Origin of the sequence: Streptomyces sp. NPDC058665 (assembly GCF_042714995.1) — a bacterium.
Lineage (GTDB): Bacteria > Actinomycetota > Actinomycetes > Streptomycetales > Streptomycetaceae > Streptomyces.
Genome location: NZ_JBHXRX010000036.1, coordinates 72,249 through 91,476, shown reverse-complemented (window position 1 = coordinate 91,476; position 19,228 = coordinate 72,249). Strand labels below are relative to the sequence as shown.

Below are 19,228 nucleotides of genomic sequence, written 5' to 3'. Positions count from 1 at the left end.
AAGGCGGAGGATCATCCTCGTACTGGACGTACTTGGATGACTCCGACAACGCAGCGAGCGCGCGTGCCAGACGCCGTGGGCCAGACGGGACTTCTAAAACACGCCCTAGGCCCTGTCCGGTGGGTCGACGGGGCGGCCCCGAGTTTTCGGTGGTCGCCCCCTCTCTGCTCAGAGCGCCAGGTGCCGCCGAAGTGCCTTTGCGAGTTCGGCCATGCGTTGGCGTGGCACCGAGCCGACCCGCTGGAGAACACGCTCCGCGGTCACGGCACGGATCTGCTCGCACTGAGCTTTCGAATCCTTGGGCAGGCCGGATTCACCCGCACGGAGGAAGACCTGGAACGAGAGGACGCGAGAGGTGTTCGACGTCAGAGGCACCACGGTGACCACGCCTCTCCCGTTGCGCTCCACCGACTCGTTGGCACCGTCGTTGGAGATGATCACCGCTGGTCTGCGCTTGTTGGCCTCGCCGCCCCGCGCCGGCTCCAGATCGACCATGTACCCAGGTAGGAACACTCACGCCACCTGGTCGCCCTCCCGCTGCCCCATGGAAAGATGAGCCAAAACGTACCGATCCGAGGAGATGACCGGGTGCCTGGCACAAATCTGACCCGTGAAGAGGCGCAGCAGCGGGCGCGCCTCCTCACCGTTGACTCGTACGAGATCGACCTCGATCTCAGCGGCGCGCAGGAGGGCGGGACCTACCGGTCCGTCACGACCGTACGCTTCGAGAGCGCGGACGCCGGGGCGGAGACCTTCATCGACCTGGTGGCACCCGCCGTCCACCAGGTGGTGCTGAACGGCAAGCAGCTCGACGTCGCCTCGGTCTTCCGCGACTCGCGCATCGCGCTGCACCATCTGCGGCAGGGCGCGAACGAGCTGACGGTGACCGCGGACTGCGAGTACACCAACACCGGTGAGGGTCTGCACCGCTTCGTCGACCCGGTCGACCAACAGGCCTATCTCTACACGCAGTTCGAGGTGCCGGACGCGCGGCGGGTGTTCGCCTCGTTCGAGCAGCCCGACCTCAAGGCGACGTTCCGGTTCACGGTGACCGCCCCGGAGGGCTGGACCGTGGTCTCGAACTCCCCCACGCCGGAGCCCGAGTCCAACGTGTGGCGCTTCGAGCCGACGCCGCGGATCTCGACGTACATCACTGCGCTGATCGTCGGTCCGTACCACTCGGTGCACAGCGCCTACGAGAAGGACGGCCAGTCGGTGCCGCTCGGGGTCTACTGCCGGCCCTCGCTGGCCGAGTACCTGGACGCGGACGCGATCTTCGAGGTCACCCGGCTCGGCTTCGACTGGTTCCAGGAGAAGTTCGACTACGCGTACCCGTTCGCCAAGTACGACCAGCTCTTCGTGCCCGAGTTCAACGCGGGCGCGATGGAGAACGCGGGCGCCGTCACCATCCGCGACCAGTACGTCTTCCGGTCGAAGGTGACGGACGCGGCGTACGAGACGCGCGCCGAGACGATCCTGCACGAGCTGGCGCACATGTGGTTCGGCGACCTGGTCACCATGGAGTGGTGGAACGACCTGTGGCTGAACGAGTCGTTCGCGACGTACACCTCGATCGCGTGTCTCGCGCACGCGCCGGAGTCGCGCTGGCCGCAGTCGTGGACGACGTTCGCCAACTCCATGAAGACGTGGGCGTACCGGCAGGACCAGCTCCCGTCGACGCACCCGATCATGGCGGAGATCACCGACCTGGACGACGTGCTCGTCAACTTCGACGGGATCACGTACGCGAAGGGGGCGTCCGTCCTCAAGCAGCTCGTGGCCTATGTCGGCCAGGACGAGTTCTTCCGGGGCGTACAGGCGTACTTCAAGGCGCACGCGTTCGGGAACACGCGCCTCTCGGATCTGCTCGGCGCGCTGGAGGAGACCTCCGGGCGTGATCTGAAGACCTGGTCGAAGGCGTGGCTGGAGACGGCCGGCATCAACATCCTGCGGCCCGAGATCGAGCTGGACGAGGCGGGGCACGTGGCCTCCCTCGCCGTACGGCAGGAGGCGCCCGCGCTGCCCCCGGGCGCGAAGGGCACGGCGGTGCTGCGCCCGCACCGCATCGCGATCGGCTGCTACGACCTGGCCGAGGACGGGAAACTGGTCCGGAGCAGCCGGATCGAACTGGACGTCGACGGCGAGCTGACGCCGGTGCCGTTCCCCGCCAACACGCCCAGGCCCGCGGTCATCCTGCTCAACGACGACGACCTGTCGTACGCGAAGGTGCGCCTCGACGAGGAGTCTCTGCGGGTCGTCACCGCGCACCTCGGGGACTTCGCCGAGTCGCTGCCGCGCGCGCTGAGCTGGGCGTCCGCGTGGGACATGACGCGTGACGGCGAGCTCGCCACGCGCGACTACCTGGCGCTCGCGCTGTCGGGCATCGCCAAGGAGACGGACATCGGCGTGGTGCAGTCGCTGCACCGCCAGGTGAAGCTCGCGCTGGACCTGTACGCGGCACCGGAGTGGCGCGAGGCGGGGCTCACCCAGTGGACGGAGGCGACGCTGGCGCATCTGCGGACGGCGGAGCCGGGCAGCGACCACCAGCTGGCCTGGGCCCGCGCGTTCGCGGCGACGGCCCGTACGCCGCAGCAACTGGATCTGCTCCAGGGGCTGCTGGACGGTTCGGAGTCGGTCGAGGGCCTGGCCGTGGACACCGAGCTGCGCTGGGCGTTCGTCCAGCGGCTCGCGGCGGTCGGGGTGTTCGACGAGGACGAGATCGCCGCGGAGTACGAGCGCGACCGCACGGCGGCGGGCGAGCGGCACGCGGCGGCGGCACGCTCGGCGCGCCCGACGGCCGAGGCGAAGGCCGAGGCGTGGGCCTCGGTCGTGGAGTCCGACAAGCTCCCGAACGCGCTCCAGGAGGCGGTCATCGGCGGGTTCGTCCAGACGGACCAGCTCGAACTGCTCGCGCCGTACACGGAGAAGTACTTCGAAGTGGTCAAGGGCGTGTGGGACTCGCGCAGCCACGAGATGGCGCAGCAGATCGCGCTGGGTCTGTACCCCGCGCTCCAGGTGGCGCGGTCGACGCTGGACGCGACCGACGCCTGGCTGGCCTCGGCGTCCCCGAACGCGGCGCTGCGGCGCCTGATGTCGGAGTCCCGGGCGGGCGTGGACCGCGCGCTGCGCGCCCAGGAGGCGGACCGGGCGGCGAGCTGACGGGCCGGGGATCGGGGCCGGGTCCGGCCCCGATCCCCTGGTTCGGCGGTGGACGGCAGGGCATCATCCGAGACGATGCGAACGAAGGAGATGCCGTGCCCCCGATCGTCGTCCTCATCCTGGTCGTCGGTCTCGTGGCGATGGTCCCGCTGATCAGGAACCAGCTGCGTGACCGACGACTGCGCAAGGGCATCGAGCAGCACTTCGCGGAACTCTTCGGGCCGCCCCCGGTCCCGGGCGCCGGTGGCCCGCTCGACCTGAGCGTCCCCGCCGACCGGCTCATCCACGAGCTCGCGGAGACAGGGCGGGGCCGGGGATTCCTGTCCAGGAAGGGAAGGCCCCGCACCCGGGAGATCGGTGCCGAGTTGGCGCTGATCAACGGCAAGCAGCAGATGCTTGAGGCGCACGAGTACGTGCGGGCCGAACTCGGCGTGAGCGCCGCGCGTGAACTGGAAGCGGCGTGGGACGGGATCGGCACCTGGCGCGGATAGCTCCACGGGAGCGGCCCGCGTGGCACACGTGTGCCACGCGGGGCCTTCTTCAGGAGGCGGGCGGCCGACCTGTCAGACGCGGTGCTGCTTCTTGGACTTGTCGAGGACCATCACCAGGCCGGCGATCACCGCGAACGCCGCCAGGGGCGTCAGCACGTACAGGCCGAGGGTCTCCACGACGGTCAGGCCGGGGCCCGGGTCGTCGCCGTCGTCGCGGTTCACGGCGAACACGGGAGACGACATGAGCAGCATCATCAGCGTCGTTCCGGCCATGACGGCACCGGCGCGCAGGGCGTTCTTCTTGTCCACGGTGCCAACGTAGCGAACCCGCCCGGCAGGCGCGCGCCCGGGGGTCCCGTACAAGGTGTCAATCCGTGACAGAGGGCCGCAATACGCTCATCAGGCGGTGCAACCGGGGCGAGGCGGCCAGCTCCTCCAGCGTCATCGGCCGGCCGTCGGCGTCGGCGACCGGCAGCCGCCAGTTCGGGTACTGGTCCCATGTCCCGGGCAGATTCTGCGGTCTGCGGTCGCCCACCGCGTCCGGCAGCCAGACACCGATCATGCGGGCCGGTGTACGCAGCAGGAAGCGGTGGACCGCGCGGATCCGCTCCTCCTCGTCGCCCCCGTCGGGCGGCAGCAGGCCGAGCCGGGTGAGGGTGGCGAGCCACTCGGCGACCTCGGCTGACTCCTCGCGCAGCTCCTCCTCCAGCGGGCGGCCGAGCAGCCCCAGCCGGTGCCGGAGCTCCACATGGCCGCCGGTGAGGCGCGCGGCCGTGGACGGAAGGTCGTGGGTGGTGGCGGTGGCGACGCAGTCCTCGCGCCAGCTCTCGGGGGGCAGCGGCAGGCCCGTGCCCTGCCAGTCGCGCTCGAACCAGAGCACGGACGTGCCGAGCACCCCGCGGCGGTGCAGTGCCTCCCGTACGCCGGGCTCGACCGTGCCGAGGTCCTCCCCTATGACGACGGCGCCCGCGCGGTGCGCCTCCAGCACGAGGACGGCGAGCATCGCCTCGGCGTCGTAACGCACATACGTGCCTCGCGTCGGGTCCGCGCCGGCGGGCACCCACCAGAGCCGGAACAGGCCCATCACATGGTCGATCCGCAGGGCGCCCGCGTGCGTCAGCAGCCCGCGGAGCAGTCCTCGGTACGGCGCGTAGCCGGAGGCGGCCAGTACGTCGGGGCGCCAGGGCGGCAGCCCCCAGTCCTGCCCGTGGGCGTTGAAGGCGTCCGGCGGGGCGCCCACGGACATGCCTTCGGCGAAGGCGTCGCGCTGCGCCCAGGCGTCGGCGCCGTCGGGGTGCACGCCCACCGCGAGATCGTGGACGATGCCGACGGCCATGCCCGCGTCCCGGGCGGCGCGGCCCGCCGCCGCGAGCTGTTCGTCGGTGAGCCAGGCCAGCCAGCTGTGGAAGCCGACGCGGTCGATCAGCTCGTGCCGTGCCCGGCCGGTCTCGGCGGAGCGCGGGTCGCGCAGGCCGGGCGGCCAGTCGCGCCACCGGGAGCCGTGCACCTCGGCGAGCGCGCACCAGGTCGCGTGGTCCTCCAGGGCCTGGCCCCGCTCGGCCAGGAAGTGGTGGTAGGCGGCCCGGCGGCCGGGGCCGAGTGGGACCTCGCGGACGATCTCCAGGGCCTCGCGCTTGAGCCGCCACACGGCGTCGCGGTCGATCAGCGCGTCCTTCTCCAGGACGGCGGCGCGCAGTCCGGCGGCCTGCTCCAGCAGCGCGGCGAGGCGCGCGGTCCCCTGCCCGGTGACGTACGCGTACTCGGGGACGGCCTCGACCCGCAGATGGACGGGGTCGGGGAAGCGGCGCGACGAGGGGCGGTACGGCGAGGGGTCGGTCGGGTCGCCGGGGACGGCGGCGTGCAACGGGTTGATCTGGACGAAACCGGCGCCCAGCTCCCGGCCGGACCAGGTGGCGAGCTCCGCGAGGTCGCCGAGGTCACCCATGCCCCAGGAGCGGCCGGACAGCAGGGAGTAGAGCTGGACGAGGAAGCCGTGCGTACGGGGCGGGGGCTGCGGCACCTCGCGCGGGGCGACAACGAGCACGGCGCCCGCCGTACGGCCGTCGGCGGCGACGGCGGCCAGCCGGTGCACCCCGAGCGGCAGACCGGGCCAGGAACGGCCCTCAGAAGCCCTGAGGGGCGTGCCCGCAGCCGATGCGGGCGCGTCCGGCGGCGGGGCGTCGGGCGAGGGCCACTCGACCGTGTCGCCCTGTTCCGTCTCGACGCGCAGGAGCGTGCCCGGCGGCAGATCGGCCAGCGCCCGAGGAAGAGCGGGAGGCAGCACCCCCACGGGTGAACCGCAGGGCGTCCCCGTCGTTCCCGCGCCGGTGGTGGCGTTCCCGGGAGTGGTCCACACGACCACGGTGGGCGGCAGCAGACGGCTCGCGGCGGCGGACTCGGCGCGGGTCAGCGCGTCCTGGACGGCCTCGTCCGTGGACGCGTCGACGCCCAGCGCGGCGAGCACCGCGACGACCGTCTCGCCGGGGACCGGGACGGCGACGTCGGGGCTCGGTGAGTGGACGGTGGCGACACCGTGCAGCGCCGCGAGCCTGGCCAGGCCCATTCAGACTCCTGAGAACTCCGTGCCACCGGCCGTACCGGGCGCGGTCGGCTCACTGGTGAGAGGTGCGGCGTCGGCGAGCGGGGGCTCGCTGGTGAGGGGGGCGGCGTCGGCCAGGGGCGGTTCGCTGGTGAGCGGGCCCGGCGTGTCGCTGGTCAGCGGTCCGGGCAGCGTGACGGCGAGGGGCTCCTCGCCGGCCGGGTCACCAGGAACCGCCTGTTTGGAACGGGCGGTGGGAAGCAACTGTGCGGCGGCCATGGCGGCGCCTCCAAAGACGGCTCGGACAACGGGACACAGCAGCCCTACCCAGTCGGCACGGCCACAGACGTAACTCTCCTGGGGACCTAGGGCGTGTATGAGAAGTAGCGTCGTCCGCCCACCGGGGGGGACTTCTCGTACATGCCCTTAACGTGCCCCGGCTCACGCTGCGTTCCCCGAGCGGCAGTTGACCCTCCCTGCCTATCACAACCGGCAAAAAGGGCACAACGGCCACGCGCATTGACACCTTCAGCCCAGGGTGGTGGGCTCGACGCCGATCGGCCGGACAGACCGGAACTCAGGGAGCCACGAGGGGAGCAGGGGCGTGCAACTCGGGCGCAGAAAGCGGACGGCGACAGCCGTCGCGGTGGCCGTGATCGGCGGACTCCTGGGCACGGCGCCCGGCGCGACGGCGGCACCCGCCGACCCGGGCGCCACGGCGGCCACCACTCCCGACGCGGAGACGGAGTCGGGTCTGCCCGCCGTCTGGCCCCGTCCCCAGTCGCTCAAGGCGGGCGGCCAGTCCGTCACCCTCGGTGACGAGGTCACCGTCGTCGCGGCCGAGGAGACGGATCCGTACGCCGTCGACGCCCTGAAGGAGGCGCTGCGCGAGGCCGGGGTCCGTACGGTGCGTACGACAGCCCCGCCCGTGTCGGGCCGCCCCGCGCCCCCGCCGACCGGCGACGGCCCCGTCGTCCTGGTGGGCGGCAGCGGCGCCCAGAACGCGCTGAGGGCCCTGCGGGCACGGGAGAGAACCGATCTGCCCTCCGGCGGCTACCGGATCGCCGTGGGCACCGTCGGGGGCCGCGAGACGATCGCGCTCGACGGGGTCGGCGACGACGGTCTCTTCCACGCGGCCCAGACCCTGCGCCAGCTGATCGTCGGCGCACCTGGCCGGGCCAGGGTGCCGGGCGTTCTCGTGCGGGACTGGCCGGGCACCGCCGTACGCGGGATGACGGAGGGCTTCTACGGTGACCCGTGGGGCCATCAGGAGCGGCTGTCGCAAGTGGACTTCATGGGGCGGACGAAGCAGAACCGCTACCTCTACGCGCCGGGTGACGACGCCTTCCGCCAGGCGCGCTGGCGCGAGCCGTATCCCGCCGCGCAGCGTGCGGAGTTCCGCGACCTGGCCGAGCGCGCGCGGCGCAACCATGTGACGCTCGCCTGGGCCGTGGCGCCGGCCCAGGCCATGTGCATGTCCTCCAAGGACGACGTCAAGGCGCTCAACCGCAAGCTCGACGCGATGTGGGCGCTGGGGGTGCGCGCCTTCCAGCTCCAGTTCCAGGACGTCAGCTACAGCGAGTGGCACTGCGACGACGACCGGGACACCTTCGGTTCCGGTCCCGGTGCCGCCGCGAAGGCGCAGGCGCGGGTCGCGAACGAGGTGGCGGAGCATCTCGCGCGGCGGTACCCGGGCGGTGAGCCGCTGACCGTGATGCCGACGGAGTACTTCCAGGACGGGGCCACCGAGTACCGCACGGCGCTCGCCGACGACCTCGACGGCCGGGTGCAGGTGGCGTGGACGGGCGTCGGCGTGGTGCCCCGCACCATCACCGGAAGCGAACTGGCCGGTGCGCGGGAGGCGTTCAAGCAGCACCCGCTGGTGACGATGGACAACTACCCGGTCAACGACTACGAGCAGGGGCGTATCTTCCTCGGCCCCTACACGGGCCGTGAGCCCGCCGTCGCCTCCGGCTCGGCGGCGCTGCTCGCCAACGCGATGGAGCAGCCGTCCGCGTCGCGTATCCCGCTGTTCACGGCCGCCGACTACGCGTGGAATCCGCGCGGCTACGAGCCGCAGGAGTCCTGGCAGGCGGCGATGGACGATCTCGCGGGCGACGACGCCGAGGCGCGTGAGGCGATCGGCGCCCTCGCCGGGAACGACTCCTCGTCGATCCTGAACCGGACGGAGTCGGCGTATCTGCGCCCTCTGCTGGAGGAGTTCTGGCGTACCCGTACGGGGCCCAGGGCCGCGGAGAACCCGAAGGCGAGGGACGCGGCGGCGAGCCGGCTGCGGGCCGCCTTCACGGTGATGCGCGAGACCCCGGAGCGTCTGTCCGGCACGGCCGGCGGGCGGCTGGACGACGAAGTGCGGCCGTGGAGCGAGCAGTTGGCGCGGTACGGGCGGGCCGGTGAGCTGTCGGTCGACATGCTCCAGGCGCAGTCGCGGGGCGACGGTGACGCCGCCTGGCAGGCGTCGCTCAGCCTCGAACCGCTGCGGGAGGCGGCGGCGAAGGGCACGGTCACGGTCGGCAAGGGCGTGCTCGACCCGTTCCTGGACCGCGCGGCCAAGGAATCGGCCGCCTGGACCGGCGCCGACCGCTCGGCCGGCCCGGAGGCCCGCGCCACCCGGAGCACGGACGCGTACACGGTCGGAGTCGGCCGCGCCCGCCCCGTGGGCGTGATCACGACCATGACGGAGCCGGGAACGGGCGACGGCGCCTCCGTGGAGGCGCATGTCCCGGGCGAGGGCTGGCGGAGGCTGGGGCCCGTGTCGCAGAGCGGCTGGACGCAGACCGACGCGAAGGGGCTCCGCGCCGACGCCGTACGGATCACCTGGCCGGACGTGCCGGGCGCGGCGACGCCGTCGGTGCGGCGCGTCGTGCCGTGGTTCACCGACGAGCCGCGGGTCCGGCTCGAACTGGCCCGCGATGTGGCGGACGCCGAGATCGGCGGGAAGGCCACGACCGTCGAGGCGGAGCTGGAGGCGCAGCGTCCGGGACCGATCAGCGGCGCGCTGACGGCGAAGGCCCCGAAGGGCGTCAAGGTGACGGTGCCCGAGCGGGTGACGGTGCCGCGCGGCCTCCGTACGACGGTGCCGGTCCAGGTGACCGTCCCCGAGGGCACCCCGGCGGGTACCTACCGGGTGCCGCTGTCGTTCGGCGGTGAGGAGCGCACGCTGACGGTGCGGGCCTCGCCGCGTACGGGCGGGCCCGACCTCCTAAGGACGCCGGGCGCGGTGCCCTCGTCGTCGGGCGACGAGACGCCCGACTTCCCCGCCGCCGCCGCGAGCGACGGCGACCCGGCCACACGGTGGTCGTCCCCCGCCGAGGACGGCGCGTGGTGGCAGGTGGAGCTTGCGGAGCCGGTACGGCTCGGCCAGGTGGTCCTGAACTGGCAGGACGCGTACGCGAGCGCCTACCGGATCCAGGTGTCGGCCGACGGCCGCTCGTGGCGCGACGCGACGCGGGTCGAGGACGGGCGGGGCGGGCGTGAGTCCGTCCGCATGGACGCGAAGGACACCCGCTTCATCCGGATCCAGGGCGAGCGACGGGCGACCCGCTTCGGTTACTCGCTGTGGTCGGTCGAGGCGTACGCGGTCATGGAGGCGACGCCGCCGCCGTCTCCGTAAGCCGCCGCCTTCCTGAGGAGGGCACGGCCTGCGACCCCGAAGGGGCATGCCTGAGCGGCACACGGCGCGTCGCGCCCCGGCACGACGAAGGCCCGGATCCTAGGCAGAGATGCCGTCGATCCGGGCCACCGCGTCCTCGGCGCCGAAGGGTTGCAGATACGGCATCCAGCGCGGATCCCGGTGTCCGGTCCCGATGATCCGCCAGGCGAGCCCCGACGGCGGCGCGGGCTGGTGCCGCAGTCTCCACCCCAGCTCCCGCAGGTGCCGGTCGGCCTTGACATGGTTGCAGCGGCGGCAGGCCGCCACCACGTTGTCCCACACGTGTTTCCCGCCCCGGCTGCGCGGGATGACGTGGTCGACGCTGGTGGCGACGCTCCCGCAGTACATGCAGCGCCCGCCGTCCCTGGCGAACAGCGCACGACGGGTGAGGGGAACGGGCCCCCGGTAGGGGACCCTTACGAACCGTTTCAGCCGTACGACGCTGGGTGCGGCGAGCACCTGGGTCTCGCTGTGCAGGAAGGCGCCGGATTCCTCAAGGCAGATGGCCTTGTTCTCCAGAACGAGGACGAGCGCGCGACGGAGCGGTACGACACCGAGCGGCTCGTACGACGCGTTGAGGACCAGGACATGTGGCACGGTGCCTCCTAGTACGCCGGCGGCGCGTGGCTCGCGCCGGGACGATCTGTCTCAGTCTCTCCTCATGCCTGGTCGAAACGCCACCACGTCTTGGTAACGGGCTCGGAGTGTTTTCGCCCACACCCCCTCCGGGACCCCTGACCTGGCGTGTCCGTGCCCCCGTACCTTCCTGCGACTTCGCCCGCCACCCGCGCGTGAGGAGTGTCTCTCCCTCCCGCGGGGCAATGGAGCGGAGGCGATGCCCCGTTAGTGTGGTTGGTCCCCGCCCGTGTTTCGCAGGAGGTCCCGCCGTGTCCCCGTCCGCCCCGTCGGTCCCCGGCCCGTCGCCCGAGCCCGCCACACTCGACGAGGCCGCGGACCGTGCCAACGAAGCCGCGGGCTGGGTGGAGCAGAACTGGTCCACCTGGCTGAGCATCGGCCTGCGCATCCTGCTGATCGTGGTGATCGCGCTCGTCCTGCGCCATGTCCTGCGGCGCACCATCACCAAGCTGATAGCGCGGATGAACCGCAGCGCCACGGCCGTCGAGGGCACGGCCCTCGGCGGCCTCCTGGTGAACGCCGAGCGGCGCCGGCAGCGCTCCGAGGCCATCGGCTCGGTGCTCCGCTCGGTGACATCGTTCCTGGTCCTCGGTACGGCCGCGCTGATGGCGCTCGGGGCGCTGAACATCAATCTGGCACCGCTGCTGGCATCGGCGGGCGTCGCCGGTGTGGCCCTCGGCTTCGGCGCGCGCAATCTCGTCACCGACTTCCTCTCCGGCGTCTTCATGATCCTGGAGGACCAGTACGGGGTGGGCGACACCATCGACGCGGGCGTCGCGTCCGGCGAGGTCATCGAGGTCGGCCTGCGGGTGACCAAGCTGCGCGGCGACGACGGCGAGATCTGGTACGTCCGCAACGGCGAGGTGAAGCGGATCGGCAACCTGAGCCAGGGCTGGGCCACGGCCGGCGTCGATGTGACGGTCCGGCCGAGCGAGGACCTCGACAGGGTCCGCGACGTCATCACCTCGGTCGCGGAGAAGATGGCCAAGGAGGACCCCTGGGCCGAGCGGCTGTGGGGTCCGGTCGAGGTCCTGGGGCTGGACTCCGTCCTGCTCGATTCGATGACGGTGCGGGTGAGCGCGAAGACGATGCCGGGCAAGGCGCTGGGCGTGGAGCGCGAGCTGCGCTGGCGCATCAAGCGGGCGTTCGACGCGGCGGGCATCCAGATCGTCGGCGGACTGCCCCTGGCGGGCACGGAGGCGGCCCCGGCCGACCCGGCGGCGGCCGTGGCCGCGCCGTCGGCCCTGGCGAGCCCCACGTCGCCGCAGTCCCTCGCGGCGGCGCCGATAGCGCAGCAGCAGGCCCCCAACCCCAATCTGACCAAGTAGGACCGGTTCAGGGGCCGATTCAAGGACCGGCCCAGAGACCGGCTCAGGGACCGGCTGACGAACCGGTCCAGCGGCACCGAATCGAAAGTCCGTCGCACACGCGCCCCCGCAGGTAACGCTTTGGTTGCCTCGGGGCGTCGGTCGTTTTACGGGTATTGACTGCTCCCCGACGCCCGGCCTACTTTCCTCCCATCAAATAGGAAACTTTCCTAACAGTGTCGCCAAGCGCGACACACGGGAGAGCTGTCGCCGAAGGGCAGGTGCACGCCGTGAGCGATCCGTCCACGCCGTCCCCGGGCACACCACGCGTCCTGCGCGCGATGAACGACCGCGCCGCACTGGACCTGCTGCTGGCACACGGCACCCTCTCCCGTACCCGGATCGGCAAACTGACCGGCCTCTCCAAGCCGACCGCCTCCCAGCTGCTGGCCCGCCTGGAGGCGGCCGGTCTCGTCGTCGCCACGGGCACCACCGAAGGGCGGCCAGGACCCAACGCCCAGCTGTACGCGGTCAACGCGGGCGCCGCCCACGCCGCCGGGCTCGACGTGAACCCGGAGCGCATCCTCGCCGCCGTCGCCGACATCACCGGCGCCACCGTCGGCCGGTTCGAACTGCCCACGCCGGGGCGCCGGTCGGCCGACAGCGTGGTGACCCAGGTGACCGACGCCCTGGACGGCGCCGTGAAGGCCGCCGGTCTCGCGCGCTCCGACGTGCACCGCGTCGTCATCGGTACGCCGGGCGCCTTCGACCCGTCGACCGGACGGCTGCGGTACGCCTCGCACCTGCCCGGCTGGCACTCCCCCACGCTGCTCGACGAACTGGCCGCCGCCCTGCCGATGCCCGTCGAGTACGAGAACGACGTGAATCTCGCGGCGGTCGCCGAACAGCGGCTGGGAGCGGCCCGCGGCCACGACGACTTCGTCCTCCTGTGGAACCAGGAAGGTCTCGGCGCCTCCCTGGTCATCGGCGGCAGGCTGCACCGCGGCTTCACCGGCGGCGCCGGCGAGGTCGGCTTCCTGCCGGTGCCGGGCACTCCCCTCGTACGCCAGGTGGTCAAGGCCAACAGCGGCGGTTTCCAGGAACTCGCGGGCGCCCAGTCGGTACCGCGTCTCGCGCGCGGTCTCGGCATCGAGACCCCGGAGCAGCCGTACGCGGACGTCGCCGCCGGCCTCCTTACGAAGGCGGCGGCCGGGCACGAGGACGACCCGCGGCTGGCGGAGCTGCTGCGGCTGTTCGCGCAGCGGCTCGCCACCGGTCTCGCGTCCGTGACCGCGGTGCTCGACCCCGAGGTCATCGTCCTCGCCGGTGGGGTGACCACCGCAGGCGGAGAACCGCTGCGCGCGCTCGTCCAGGCGGAACTCGCCGAACTCGCCGCCTCCAGGCCCCGGCTGCTCATCGGTGAGGTGCGGCGGGACCCCGTGCTGCGGGGCGCGCTGGAGAGCGCCCTCGCGACCACCCGCGACGAGGTCTTCGACACCTCCCGCTGACCCGTCCGCCCCCGGCCTCCGAGCCCACTCGACACCCACACCATCCCTTTCAGGACCTTTCAGGACCCGAACGACACCGGGAGTTCCGTCATGCCCACAAACCGCCGTCTGACCGCTTCCGCCGTCGCGGTCGCCGCGTTGTCCGTCCTCGCCGCCGCGTGTACGGGGCAGTCCGGCGAATCCGCGTCGGACGACCCGAACGCCAAAACCACGATCACCTTCTGGCACGGCTGGAGCGCGCCCTCCGAGGTCAAGGCCATCAAGGACAACATCGACCGCTTCGAGGACGCCCACCCGAACATCAAGGTGAACGTCATCGGCAACATCAACGACGACAAGCTCAACCAGGCGCTGCGCGCGGGCGGTTCGAAGGGCCCGGACGTCGTGTCGTCCTTCACCACCTCCAACGTGGGCAAGTTCTGCTCCTCCGGCGCCTTCGCCGATCTCGGCCCCTTCATAAAGAAGGACAAGATCGACCTTGAGAAGACGTTCCCGAAGGTGCTGCTCCAGTACACCCAGTTCGAGGGCGACCGCTGCGCGCTGCCGCTGCTCAGCGACGCGTACGGGCTGTACTACAACAAGGACGCCTTCAAGGAGGCGGGCATCACAGCCCCGCCGAAGACGATGTCCGAACTGGCCGACGTCGCCAAGAAGCTCACCAAGCCCAAGGGCGACAGCTACGAGCGGGTCGGCATGATGCCGACGTACCACGGTTACGAGACGGTCGTGGACCACTACATGTCGAGCTGGGACCACGCCTACTTCGACAAGGACGGCAAGTCCAACATCGCCAAGGACCCGGCCTTCGCCGAGATGTTCACGTATCAGAAAAAGCTCGTCGAGGACCTCGGCGGCTTCGAGAAGCTGGAGAAGTTCCGCAGCACCTTCGGTGACGAGTGGGGCGCCAAGCACCCCTTCCACACCGGCCAGGTCGCGATGCAGCTCGACGGCGAGTGGCGGCTCGGCATGGCCGAGGACGCGGGCGCCGACTTCGAGATAGGCGTGGCACCGATGCCCGTCGCCGACGACGAGGCCGACAGCTACGGCAAGGGCTTCCTGTCCGGCACGATCATGGGCATCGCGCCGCAGAGCAAGAAGCAGAACGCCGCCTGGGAGCTGGTGAAGTACATGACCACCGACACGAAGGCGGTCGTGGAGTTCGCCAACGGCATCCGCAACGTGCCCTCCACCCTCCCCGCCCTCAAGTCGCCCGACCTGGACTTCGACCCGCGCTTCAAGACGTTCCTCGACATCGCCCAGCATCCCAAGTCCAGCACCCCCGACGGCGCGATCAACGGAGCGACGTACCAGCAGACGCTCCAGGACTTCGGCTTCCAGTACGAGAAGGGCTCCGTGAAGGACCTCCAGGAGGGTCTGGAGAAGACGGCGGAGCAGATCGACCGCGACATCGAGCAGGCCAAGTAGCGGGCGGGGAAACCGGCTGATGTCCAGCAACACGCTCCGTTCGAAGCGGCGCAGGGGCGCGCTGCGAACGGTGGCGTTCATGTCGCCCTGGTTGATCGGGTTCTCGGTCTTCTTCGCGTATCCGCTCGTGTCGACCGTGTACTTCTCCTTCATGAAGTACGACGGTTTCAACTCCCCCGTCTGGAACGGGCTGGGGAACTGGTCGTACGTCTTCAGCGACTACCCGATGTTCTGGCCGTCGCTGCGCAACACCCTGTGGCTGGTCCTGGTCATGGTCGCCTGCCGGGTCCTGTTCGGTCTCGGTGTCGGCCTGCTGATCACCAAGATCAAAACAGGCACCGGGGTCTTCCGGACCCTGTTCTACCTGCCGTATCTGGCGCCGCCCGTCGCGGCGACGCTGGCCTTCGTGTTCCTCCTCAACCCTGGTACGGGGCCGGTCAACACGATCCTCGGCGATCTCGGACTGCCCACACCGGGCTGGTTCAACGACGCCTCCTGGTCCAAGCCGGCGCTCACGGCGCTGGCGGTCTGGGGCATCGGCGACCTGATGGTGATCTTCATGGCCGCGCTGCTCGACGTACCGAAGGAGCAGTACGAGGCGGCCGAGCTGGACGGCGCGTCGCCCTGGCACCGGTTCCGGTTCGTGACGCTGCCGAACATCTCCCCGATCGTGCTGTTCGCCGTGGTCACCGGTGTCATCCAGGCGATGCAGTACTACACACAGCCACTGGTCGCGGGCAAGGTCGCCTCCGGCGTCATCGGCGGCTCCGGCCAGCAGTTCGAGCCCGGCTATCCGGACAAGTCGACGCTGACCCTGCCGCAGCTCGTCTACAACCTCGGCTTCCAGCGCTTCGACTACGGCGCCGCCTGCGTCGTCGCGCTCGTCCTGTTCGCCCTGGCCATGGTCTTCACCGCGTTCCTGATGCGGCGTCGCGGCGGACTGATCGGAACGGGTGACTGACCATGACCCAGCAACTCCTGGACGCGCCCGGCCAGCCGGTGAAGGGGTCCGACGCGACGACACCGGCGGCCCGTACGGCGCGCCGCAGGGCGGTGCTGCACTGGATCGCCGTGCACGCGCTCGGTGTCGCCGCGGCGCTCTTCTTCGTGCTGCCGTTCGTCTTCCTCTTCCTCACCTCGGTGATGAGCGACCAGCAGGCACTCACCCGCGACCTCACCCCGAACAGCTGGGAGTGGGGCAACTACACCAAGGTCTTCGACACGCCGGGCTTTCTGACCTGGTGGAAGAACACCCTGCTGTACGCGGGGCTCGGGACGCTGCTGTCGGTGCTCTCCTCGATCCCGGTGGCGTACGCGCTGGCCAAGTTCCGGTTCCGCGGGCGGCAGTTGTCGCTGATGCTCGTCATCTCGATGATGATGCTGCCGCCCCAGGTGATCATCATCCCGATGTATCTCTTCTGGGCGAAGCAGTTCGACCTGTCGGGCACGCTCTGGCCGCTGATCATCCCGATGGCGTTCGGCGACGCGTTCTCCATCTTCCTGCTGAGGCAGTTCCTGCTGACGATCCCCGACGAGTACCTGGACGCGGCGCGCGTGGACGGCTGCGGCGAGTTCCGTACGCTGCTCAGGGTCGTCCTGCCGATGGCGAAACCGGGCATCGCCGCGGTGGCGCTGTTCCAGTTCTTCTACGCGTGGAACGACTACTTCGGGCCACAGATCTACGCGTCGGAGAACCCGGCGGCCTGGACGCTCAGTTACGGGCTGGAATCCTTCAAGGGCGCGCACCACACCGACTGGAATCTGACCATGGCCGCGACCGTACTGGTCATGGCCCCCGTGATCGTCGTCTTCTTCTTCGCACAGAAGGCCTTCGTCGAGGGCGTCACACTGACCGGAGTGAAGGGCTAGGGCCTTTCTTATGGATCTTGCTGGGCTCGCGGTCCCTGGTGCCGCGCCTCGCCGCGTTGTCGTCAGTCGGCATGGCTCCGCCATGCCTCCCTCCTCCGCCTTGCGATCCACGGCACCAGACCCCGCTCCCTCATCCAGCCCGACCCATAAGAAAGGCCCTGGCAACAACACATGAAACTCGCAGTAGTGGGTGGCGGGTCCACCTATACACCTGAGTTGATCGACGGCTTCGCCCGGTTGAGGGACACGCTCCCGATCAGTGAGCTCGTGCTCGTCGACCCGGCGGCCGACCGGCTGGAGCTGGTGGGCGGTCTCGCTCGGCGGATCTTCGCCAAGCAGGGGCACCCCGGCCGGATCGTCACCACGTCCGACCTGGACGAGGGCGTGGCCGGCGCCGATGCCGTCCTGCTCCAACTGCGCGTCGGCGGACAGGCCGCGCGCCTGAACGACGAGACCTGGCCGCTGGAGTGCGGCTGTGTCGGCCAGGAGACGACGGGCGCGGGCGGTCTCGCCAAGGCGCTGCGTACGGTCCCGGTCGTGCTGGACATCGCCGAGCGGGTACGGCGCGCCAACCCGGACGCGTGGATCATCGACTTCACCAACCCGGTGGGTATCGTGACGCGCGCCCTGCTCCAGGCCGGGCACAAGGCGATCGGACTGTGCAACGTCGCGATCGGCTTCCAGCGGAAGTTCGCGAAACTGCTGGACGTCGCCCCCTCGCAGGTCCATCTGGAGCACGTCGGGCTGAACCATCTGACGTGGGAGCGGAGCGTACGGCTCGGCGGCCCCGACGGCGAGGACGTGCTGCCGAAGCTGATCGCCGAGCACGGCGACACGATCGCCGCCGATCTGCGGCTGCCGCGCCGGGTGCTCGACACCCTCGGCGTGGTGCCCTCCTACTACCTGCGCTACTTCTACGCGCACGACGAGGTCGTCCGGGAGCTGGGCACCAAGCCGTCGCGGGCCGCGGAAGTGGCCGAGATGGAGAAGCAGTTGCTCGCCATGTACGGGGACCCGGCGCTGGACGAGAAGCCCGAGCTGCTGGCCAAGCGCGGCGGCGCCTTCTACAGCGAGGCCGCGGTCGATCTCGCCGCCTCGCTGCTGGGTGAGGCGGGCGGCGGCGGCAGCCCGGTGCAGGTCGTCAACACGTACAACAACGGCACGCTGCCGTTCCTCGCCGACGACGCGGTGATCGAGGTCCAGGCCCGGGTCGACGCCTCCGGCGCGACGCCGCTGGCCGTGCCGGAGCTCGACCCGCTCTACGCGGGGCTCGTCGCGAACGTCACCGCCTACGAGGACCTGGCGCTCCAGGCCGCGCTGCACGGTGGGCGCGACCGTGTCTACAAGGCGCTGCTGTCCCACCCGTTGATCGGTCAGTACGAGTACGCCGATGGCCTCACCGACCGGCTGATCGCGCACAACCGGGAGCACCTCGCGTGGGCGTGAGCCGTACCGAGCCTGCGGCGGGGCGCGGCAGCGTCCTGGCCGTCGACGCCGGGAACAGCAAGACCGATGTGACCGTCATCGGTGCGGACGGATATGTGCTCGGGGCGGCGCGCGGCGGTGGCTTCCAGCCGCCGGTCGTGGGCGTGGAGCCGGCGATCGACCGGCTCGCCGCGATCGTCGCCGACGCGGCGGCCGACGCCGGCCTCCGTACGGAGGGGATCGCCGACCATGTCTCGGCGTGTCTGGCCAACGCCGATCTCCCGGTGGAGGAGCGGGAGTTGGCGTCGGCGGTGCAGCGGCGCGGCTGGGGGCGCACCACCGAGGTGCGCAACGACACCTTCGCGATACTGCGTGCCGGGCTGCCGGGCGGCGCGGAACCGCGCGGGGTCGCCGTCGTGTGCGGCGCGGGCATCAACTGCGTGGGCATGCTGCCCGACGGCCGTACGGCGCGCTTCCCAGCCATCGGACGGATCTCCGGTGACTGGGGCGGCGGCTCCGGGCTCTCCGAGGAGGCGCTGTGGTTCGCGGCGCGCGCCGAGGACGGACGGGGCGAGCCGACGGAGCTGATGCGTACGGTGCCTGGGCACTTCGGCCTCGGCTCGGTGTACGAGCTGATCGAGGCGCTGCACCTGGGGCATGTCCCCTTCGGGCGCAGGCACGAGCTGGCGCCGGTCCTCTTCGCGACCAGCGCGGCGGGTGACGCGGTGGCCAGGTCGCTGGTCGACCGGCTCGCCGCCGAGGTCGTGGCGCTCGCGGGAGTGGCGCTGGAGCGGCTGGGGCTGCTGGACGAGGAGGTTCCGGTGCTGCTGGGCGGCAGTGTGCTGGCCGCCAGGCACCCGCAGCTGGACGACGGGATCCGGGAACTGCTCGCGGCCCGCGCGCCGAAGGCCGTGGTGGGGGTGGTGACGGCGCCGCCGGTGCTGGGCGCCGGGCTGCTGGGGCTGGATCACACCGGCGCGCCGCCGCACGCGCACGCCAGGCTGCGGGCGCACTACGGCGCCTGACGTGGTGACAGGTGCGCGCGCCGCTGACGGGGCGCGCACCGAGCGCGTAGGGCCGCCGCCCCCAATTCGGACACTCGCGGACCCGCGCACACGGGAACCGATCACGGGTCCCTGACGTATTCAATGGGGGGAGCATGGTAGGGGGATCGTGCTCCACCGGCACGCTTGGTCCGC

15 protein-coding genes are annotated in these 19,228 nt (G+C 71.2%); 10 read left to right on the top strand and 5 right to left on the bottom strand.

All coding sequences use genetic code 11. The features are described 5' to 3' along the window. Positions 1-168 precede the first annotated feature (168 nt). Positions 169-495: a type II toxin-antitoxin system PemK/MazF family toxin gene (locus ACFWV8_RS23550; RefSeq protein WP_384205953.1), complete on the bottom strand. Its 327-nt coding sequence runs from the start codon at positions 493-495 to the stop codon at positions 169-171. 93 nt (positions 496-588) lie between these two features. Here ACFWV8_RS23550 and pepN point away from each other — a divergent pair, with 93 nt between their 5' ends. Together pepN and ACFWV8_RS23540 are read left to right on the top strand one after the other, a co-directional pair. Continuing rightward, the gene (gene pepN, locus ACFWV8_RS23545) at positions 589-3,159 is read left to right on the top strand and encodes an aminopeptidase N (protein ID WP_384205907.1); all 2,571 of its coding nucleotides are present in this window, start codon (positions 589-591) and stop codon (positions 3,157-3,159) included. Positions 3,160-3,254: 95 nt separating this feature from the next. Further along, positions 3,255-3,650: a hypothetical protein gene (locus ACFWV8_RS23540; RefSeq protein WP_384205901.1), complete on the top strand. Its 396-nt coding sequence runs from the start codon at positions 3,255-3,257 to the stop codon at positions 3,648-3,650. Positions 3,651-3,722: 72 nt separating this feature from the next. Here the strand turns inward: ACFWV8_RS23540 and ACFWV8_RS23535 are convergent, their stop codons facing one another. The 3 genes from ACFWV8_RS23535 to ACFWV8_RS23525 are packed head-to-tail and all read right to left on the bottom strand — an operon-like array spanning position 3,723 to position 6,468. Continuing rightward, entirely contained in the window at positions 3,723-3,959 is a 237-nt protein-coding gene (locus tag ACFWV8_RS23535; protein WP_384205898.1) for a hypothetical protein, read from the bottom strand. 58 nt (positions 3,960-4,017) lie between these two features. Further along, entirely contained in the window at positions 4,018-6,213 is a 2,196-nt protein-coding gene (gene malQ / locus ACFWV8_RS23530; protein ID WP_384205892.1) for a 4-alpha-glucanotransferase, read from the bottom strand. After that, entirely contained in the window at positions 6,214-6,468 is a 255-nt protein-coding gene (locus tag ACFWV8_RS23525; protein ID WP_384205889.1) for a hypothetical protein, read from the bottom strand. Between the two features lie 325 nt (positions 6,469-6,793). On the opposite strand from ACFWV8_RS23525, the gene ACFWV8_RS23520 reads away from it, so the two are divergent. Further along, positions 6,794-9,820, top strand: a complete 3,027-nt coding sequence (locus ACFWV8_RS23520) for a beta-N-acetylglucosaminidase domain-containing protein (protein ID WP_384205885.1) — start codon at positions 6,794-6,796, stop codon at positions 9,818-9,820. Positions 9,821-9,919: 99 nt separating this feature from the next. Here ACFWV8_RS23520 and ACFWV8_RS23515 read toward each other — a convergent pair whose 3' ends face one another. Then, positions 9,920-10,456 (bottom strand): HNH endonuclease, encoded by a 537-nt coding sequence (locus ACFWV8_RS23515; RefSeq protein WP_069629656.1) that lies wholly within the window; start codon positions 10,454-10,456, stop codon positions 9,920-9,922. 290 nt (positions 10,457-10,746) lie between these two features. Between ACFWV8_RS23515 and ACFWV8_RS23510 the strand changes: the two genes are divergently transcribed. The 7 genes from ACFWV8_RS23510 to ACFWV8_RS23480 all read left to right on the top strand — a co-directional run bounded on the left by ACFWV8_RS23510 (position 10,747) and on the right by ACFWV8_RS23480 (position 19,054). Next, entirely contained in the window at positions 10,747-11,823 is a 1,077-nt protein-coding gene (locus ACFWV8_RS23510) for a mechanosensitive ion channel family protein (RefSeq protein WP_384205880.1), read from the top strand. Positions 11,824-12,143: 320 nt separating this feature from the next. Next, positions 12,144-13,310, top strand: coding sequence for an ROK family protein (locus tag ACFWV8_RS23505; RefSeq protein ID WP_384205947.1), 1,167 nt, complete (start codon positions 12,144-12,146; stop codon positions 13,308-13,310). A 90-nt stretch (positions 13,311-13,400) separates the two neighbouring features. Then, positions 13,401-14,735: an ABC transporter substrate-binding protein gene (locus ACFWV8_RS23500; protein ID WP_384205874.1), complete on the top strand. Its 1,335-nt coding sequence runs from the start codon at positions 13,401-13,403 to the stop codon at positions 14,733-14,735. Between the two features lie 19 nt (positions 14,736-14,754). Further along, positions 14,755-15,696, top strand: a complete 942-nt coding sequence (locus tag ACFWV8_RS23495; RefSeq protein WP_384205869.1) for a carbohydrate ABC transporter permease — start codon at positions 14,755-14,757, stop codon at positions 15,694-15,696. A 2-nt stretch (positions 15,697-15,698) separates the two neighbouring features. Further along, positions 15,699-16,604 carry a carbohydrate ABC transporter permease gene (locus ACFWV8_RS23490; protein WP_384205864.1) on the top strand — a complete coding sequence of 302 codons (906 nt, stop codon included), beginning with the start codon at positions 15,699-15,701 and terminating at the stop codon, positions 16,602-16,604. A 171-nt stretch (positions 16,605-16,775) separates the two neighbouring features. Further along, complete coding sequence (locus tag ACFWV8_RS23485) at positions 16,776-18,050, top strand: 6-phospho-beta-glucosidase (protein ID WP_384205858.1); 1,275 nt, start codon at positions 16,776-16,778, stop codon at positions 18,048-18,050. Further along, positions 18,047-19,054, top strand: coding sequence for an N-acetylglucosamine kinase (locus ACFWV8_RS23480; protein ID WP_384205852.1), 1,008 nt, complete (start codon positions 18,047-18,049; stop codon positions 19,052-19,054). The genes ACFWV8_RS23485 and ACFWV8_RS23480 overlap by 4 nt, the downstream gene beginning before the upstream one ends. Positions 19,055-19,228 lie beyond the last annotated feature (174 nt).

Excerpts from the sequence above, each read along its gene's own strand:
- ACFWV8_RS23550 (WP_384205953.1), bottom strand. The coding sequence starts at position 495 with ATGGTCGATCTGGAGCCGGCGCGGGGCGGCGAGGCCAACAAGCGCAGA.
- malQ (WP_384205892.1), bottom strand. The coding sequence starts at position 6,213 with ATGGGCCTGGCCAGGCTCGCGGCGCTGCACGGTGTCGCCACCGTCCAC.
- ACFWV8_RS23525 (WP_384205889.1), bottom strand. The coding sequence starts at position 6,468 with ATGGCCGCCGCACAGTTGCTTCCCACCGCCCGTTCCAAACAGGCGGTT.
- ACFWV8_RS23505 (WP_384205947.1), top strand. The coding sequence starts at position 12,144 with ATGAACGACCGCGCCGCACTGGACCTGCTGCTGGCACACGGCACCCTC.
- ACFWV8_RS23500 (WP_384205874.1), top strand. The coding sequence starts at position 13,401 with ATGCCCACAAACCGCCGTCTGACCGCTTCCGCCGTCGCGGTCGCCGCG.
- ACFWV8_RS23495 (WP_384205869.1), top strand. The coding sequence starts at position 14,755 with ATGTCCAGCAACACGCTCCGTTCGAAGCGGCGCAGGGGCGCGCTGCGA.
- ACFWV8_RS23490 (WP_384205864.1), top strand. The coding sequence starts at position 15,699 with ATGACCCAGCAACTCCTGGACGCGCCCGGCCAGCCGGTGAAGGGGTCC.
- ACFWV8_RS23485 (WP_384205858.1), top strand. The coding sequence starts at position 16,776 with ATGAAACTCGCAGTAGTGGGTGGCGGGTCCACCTATACACCTGAGTTG.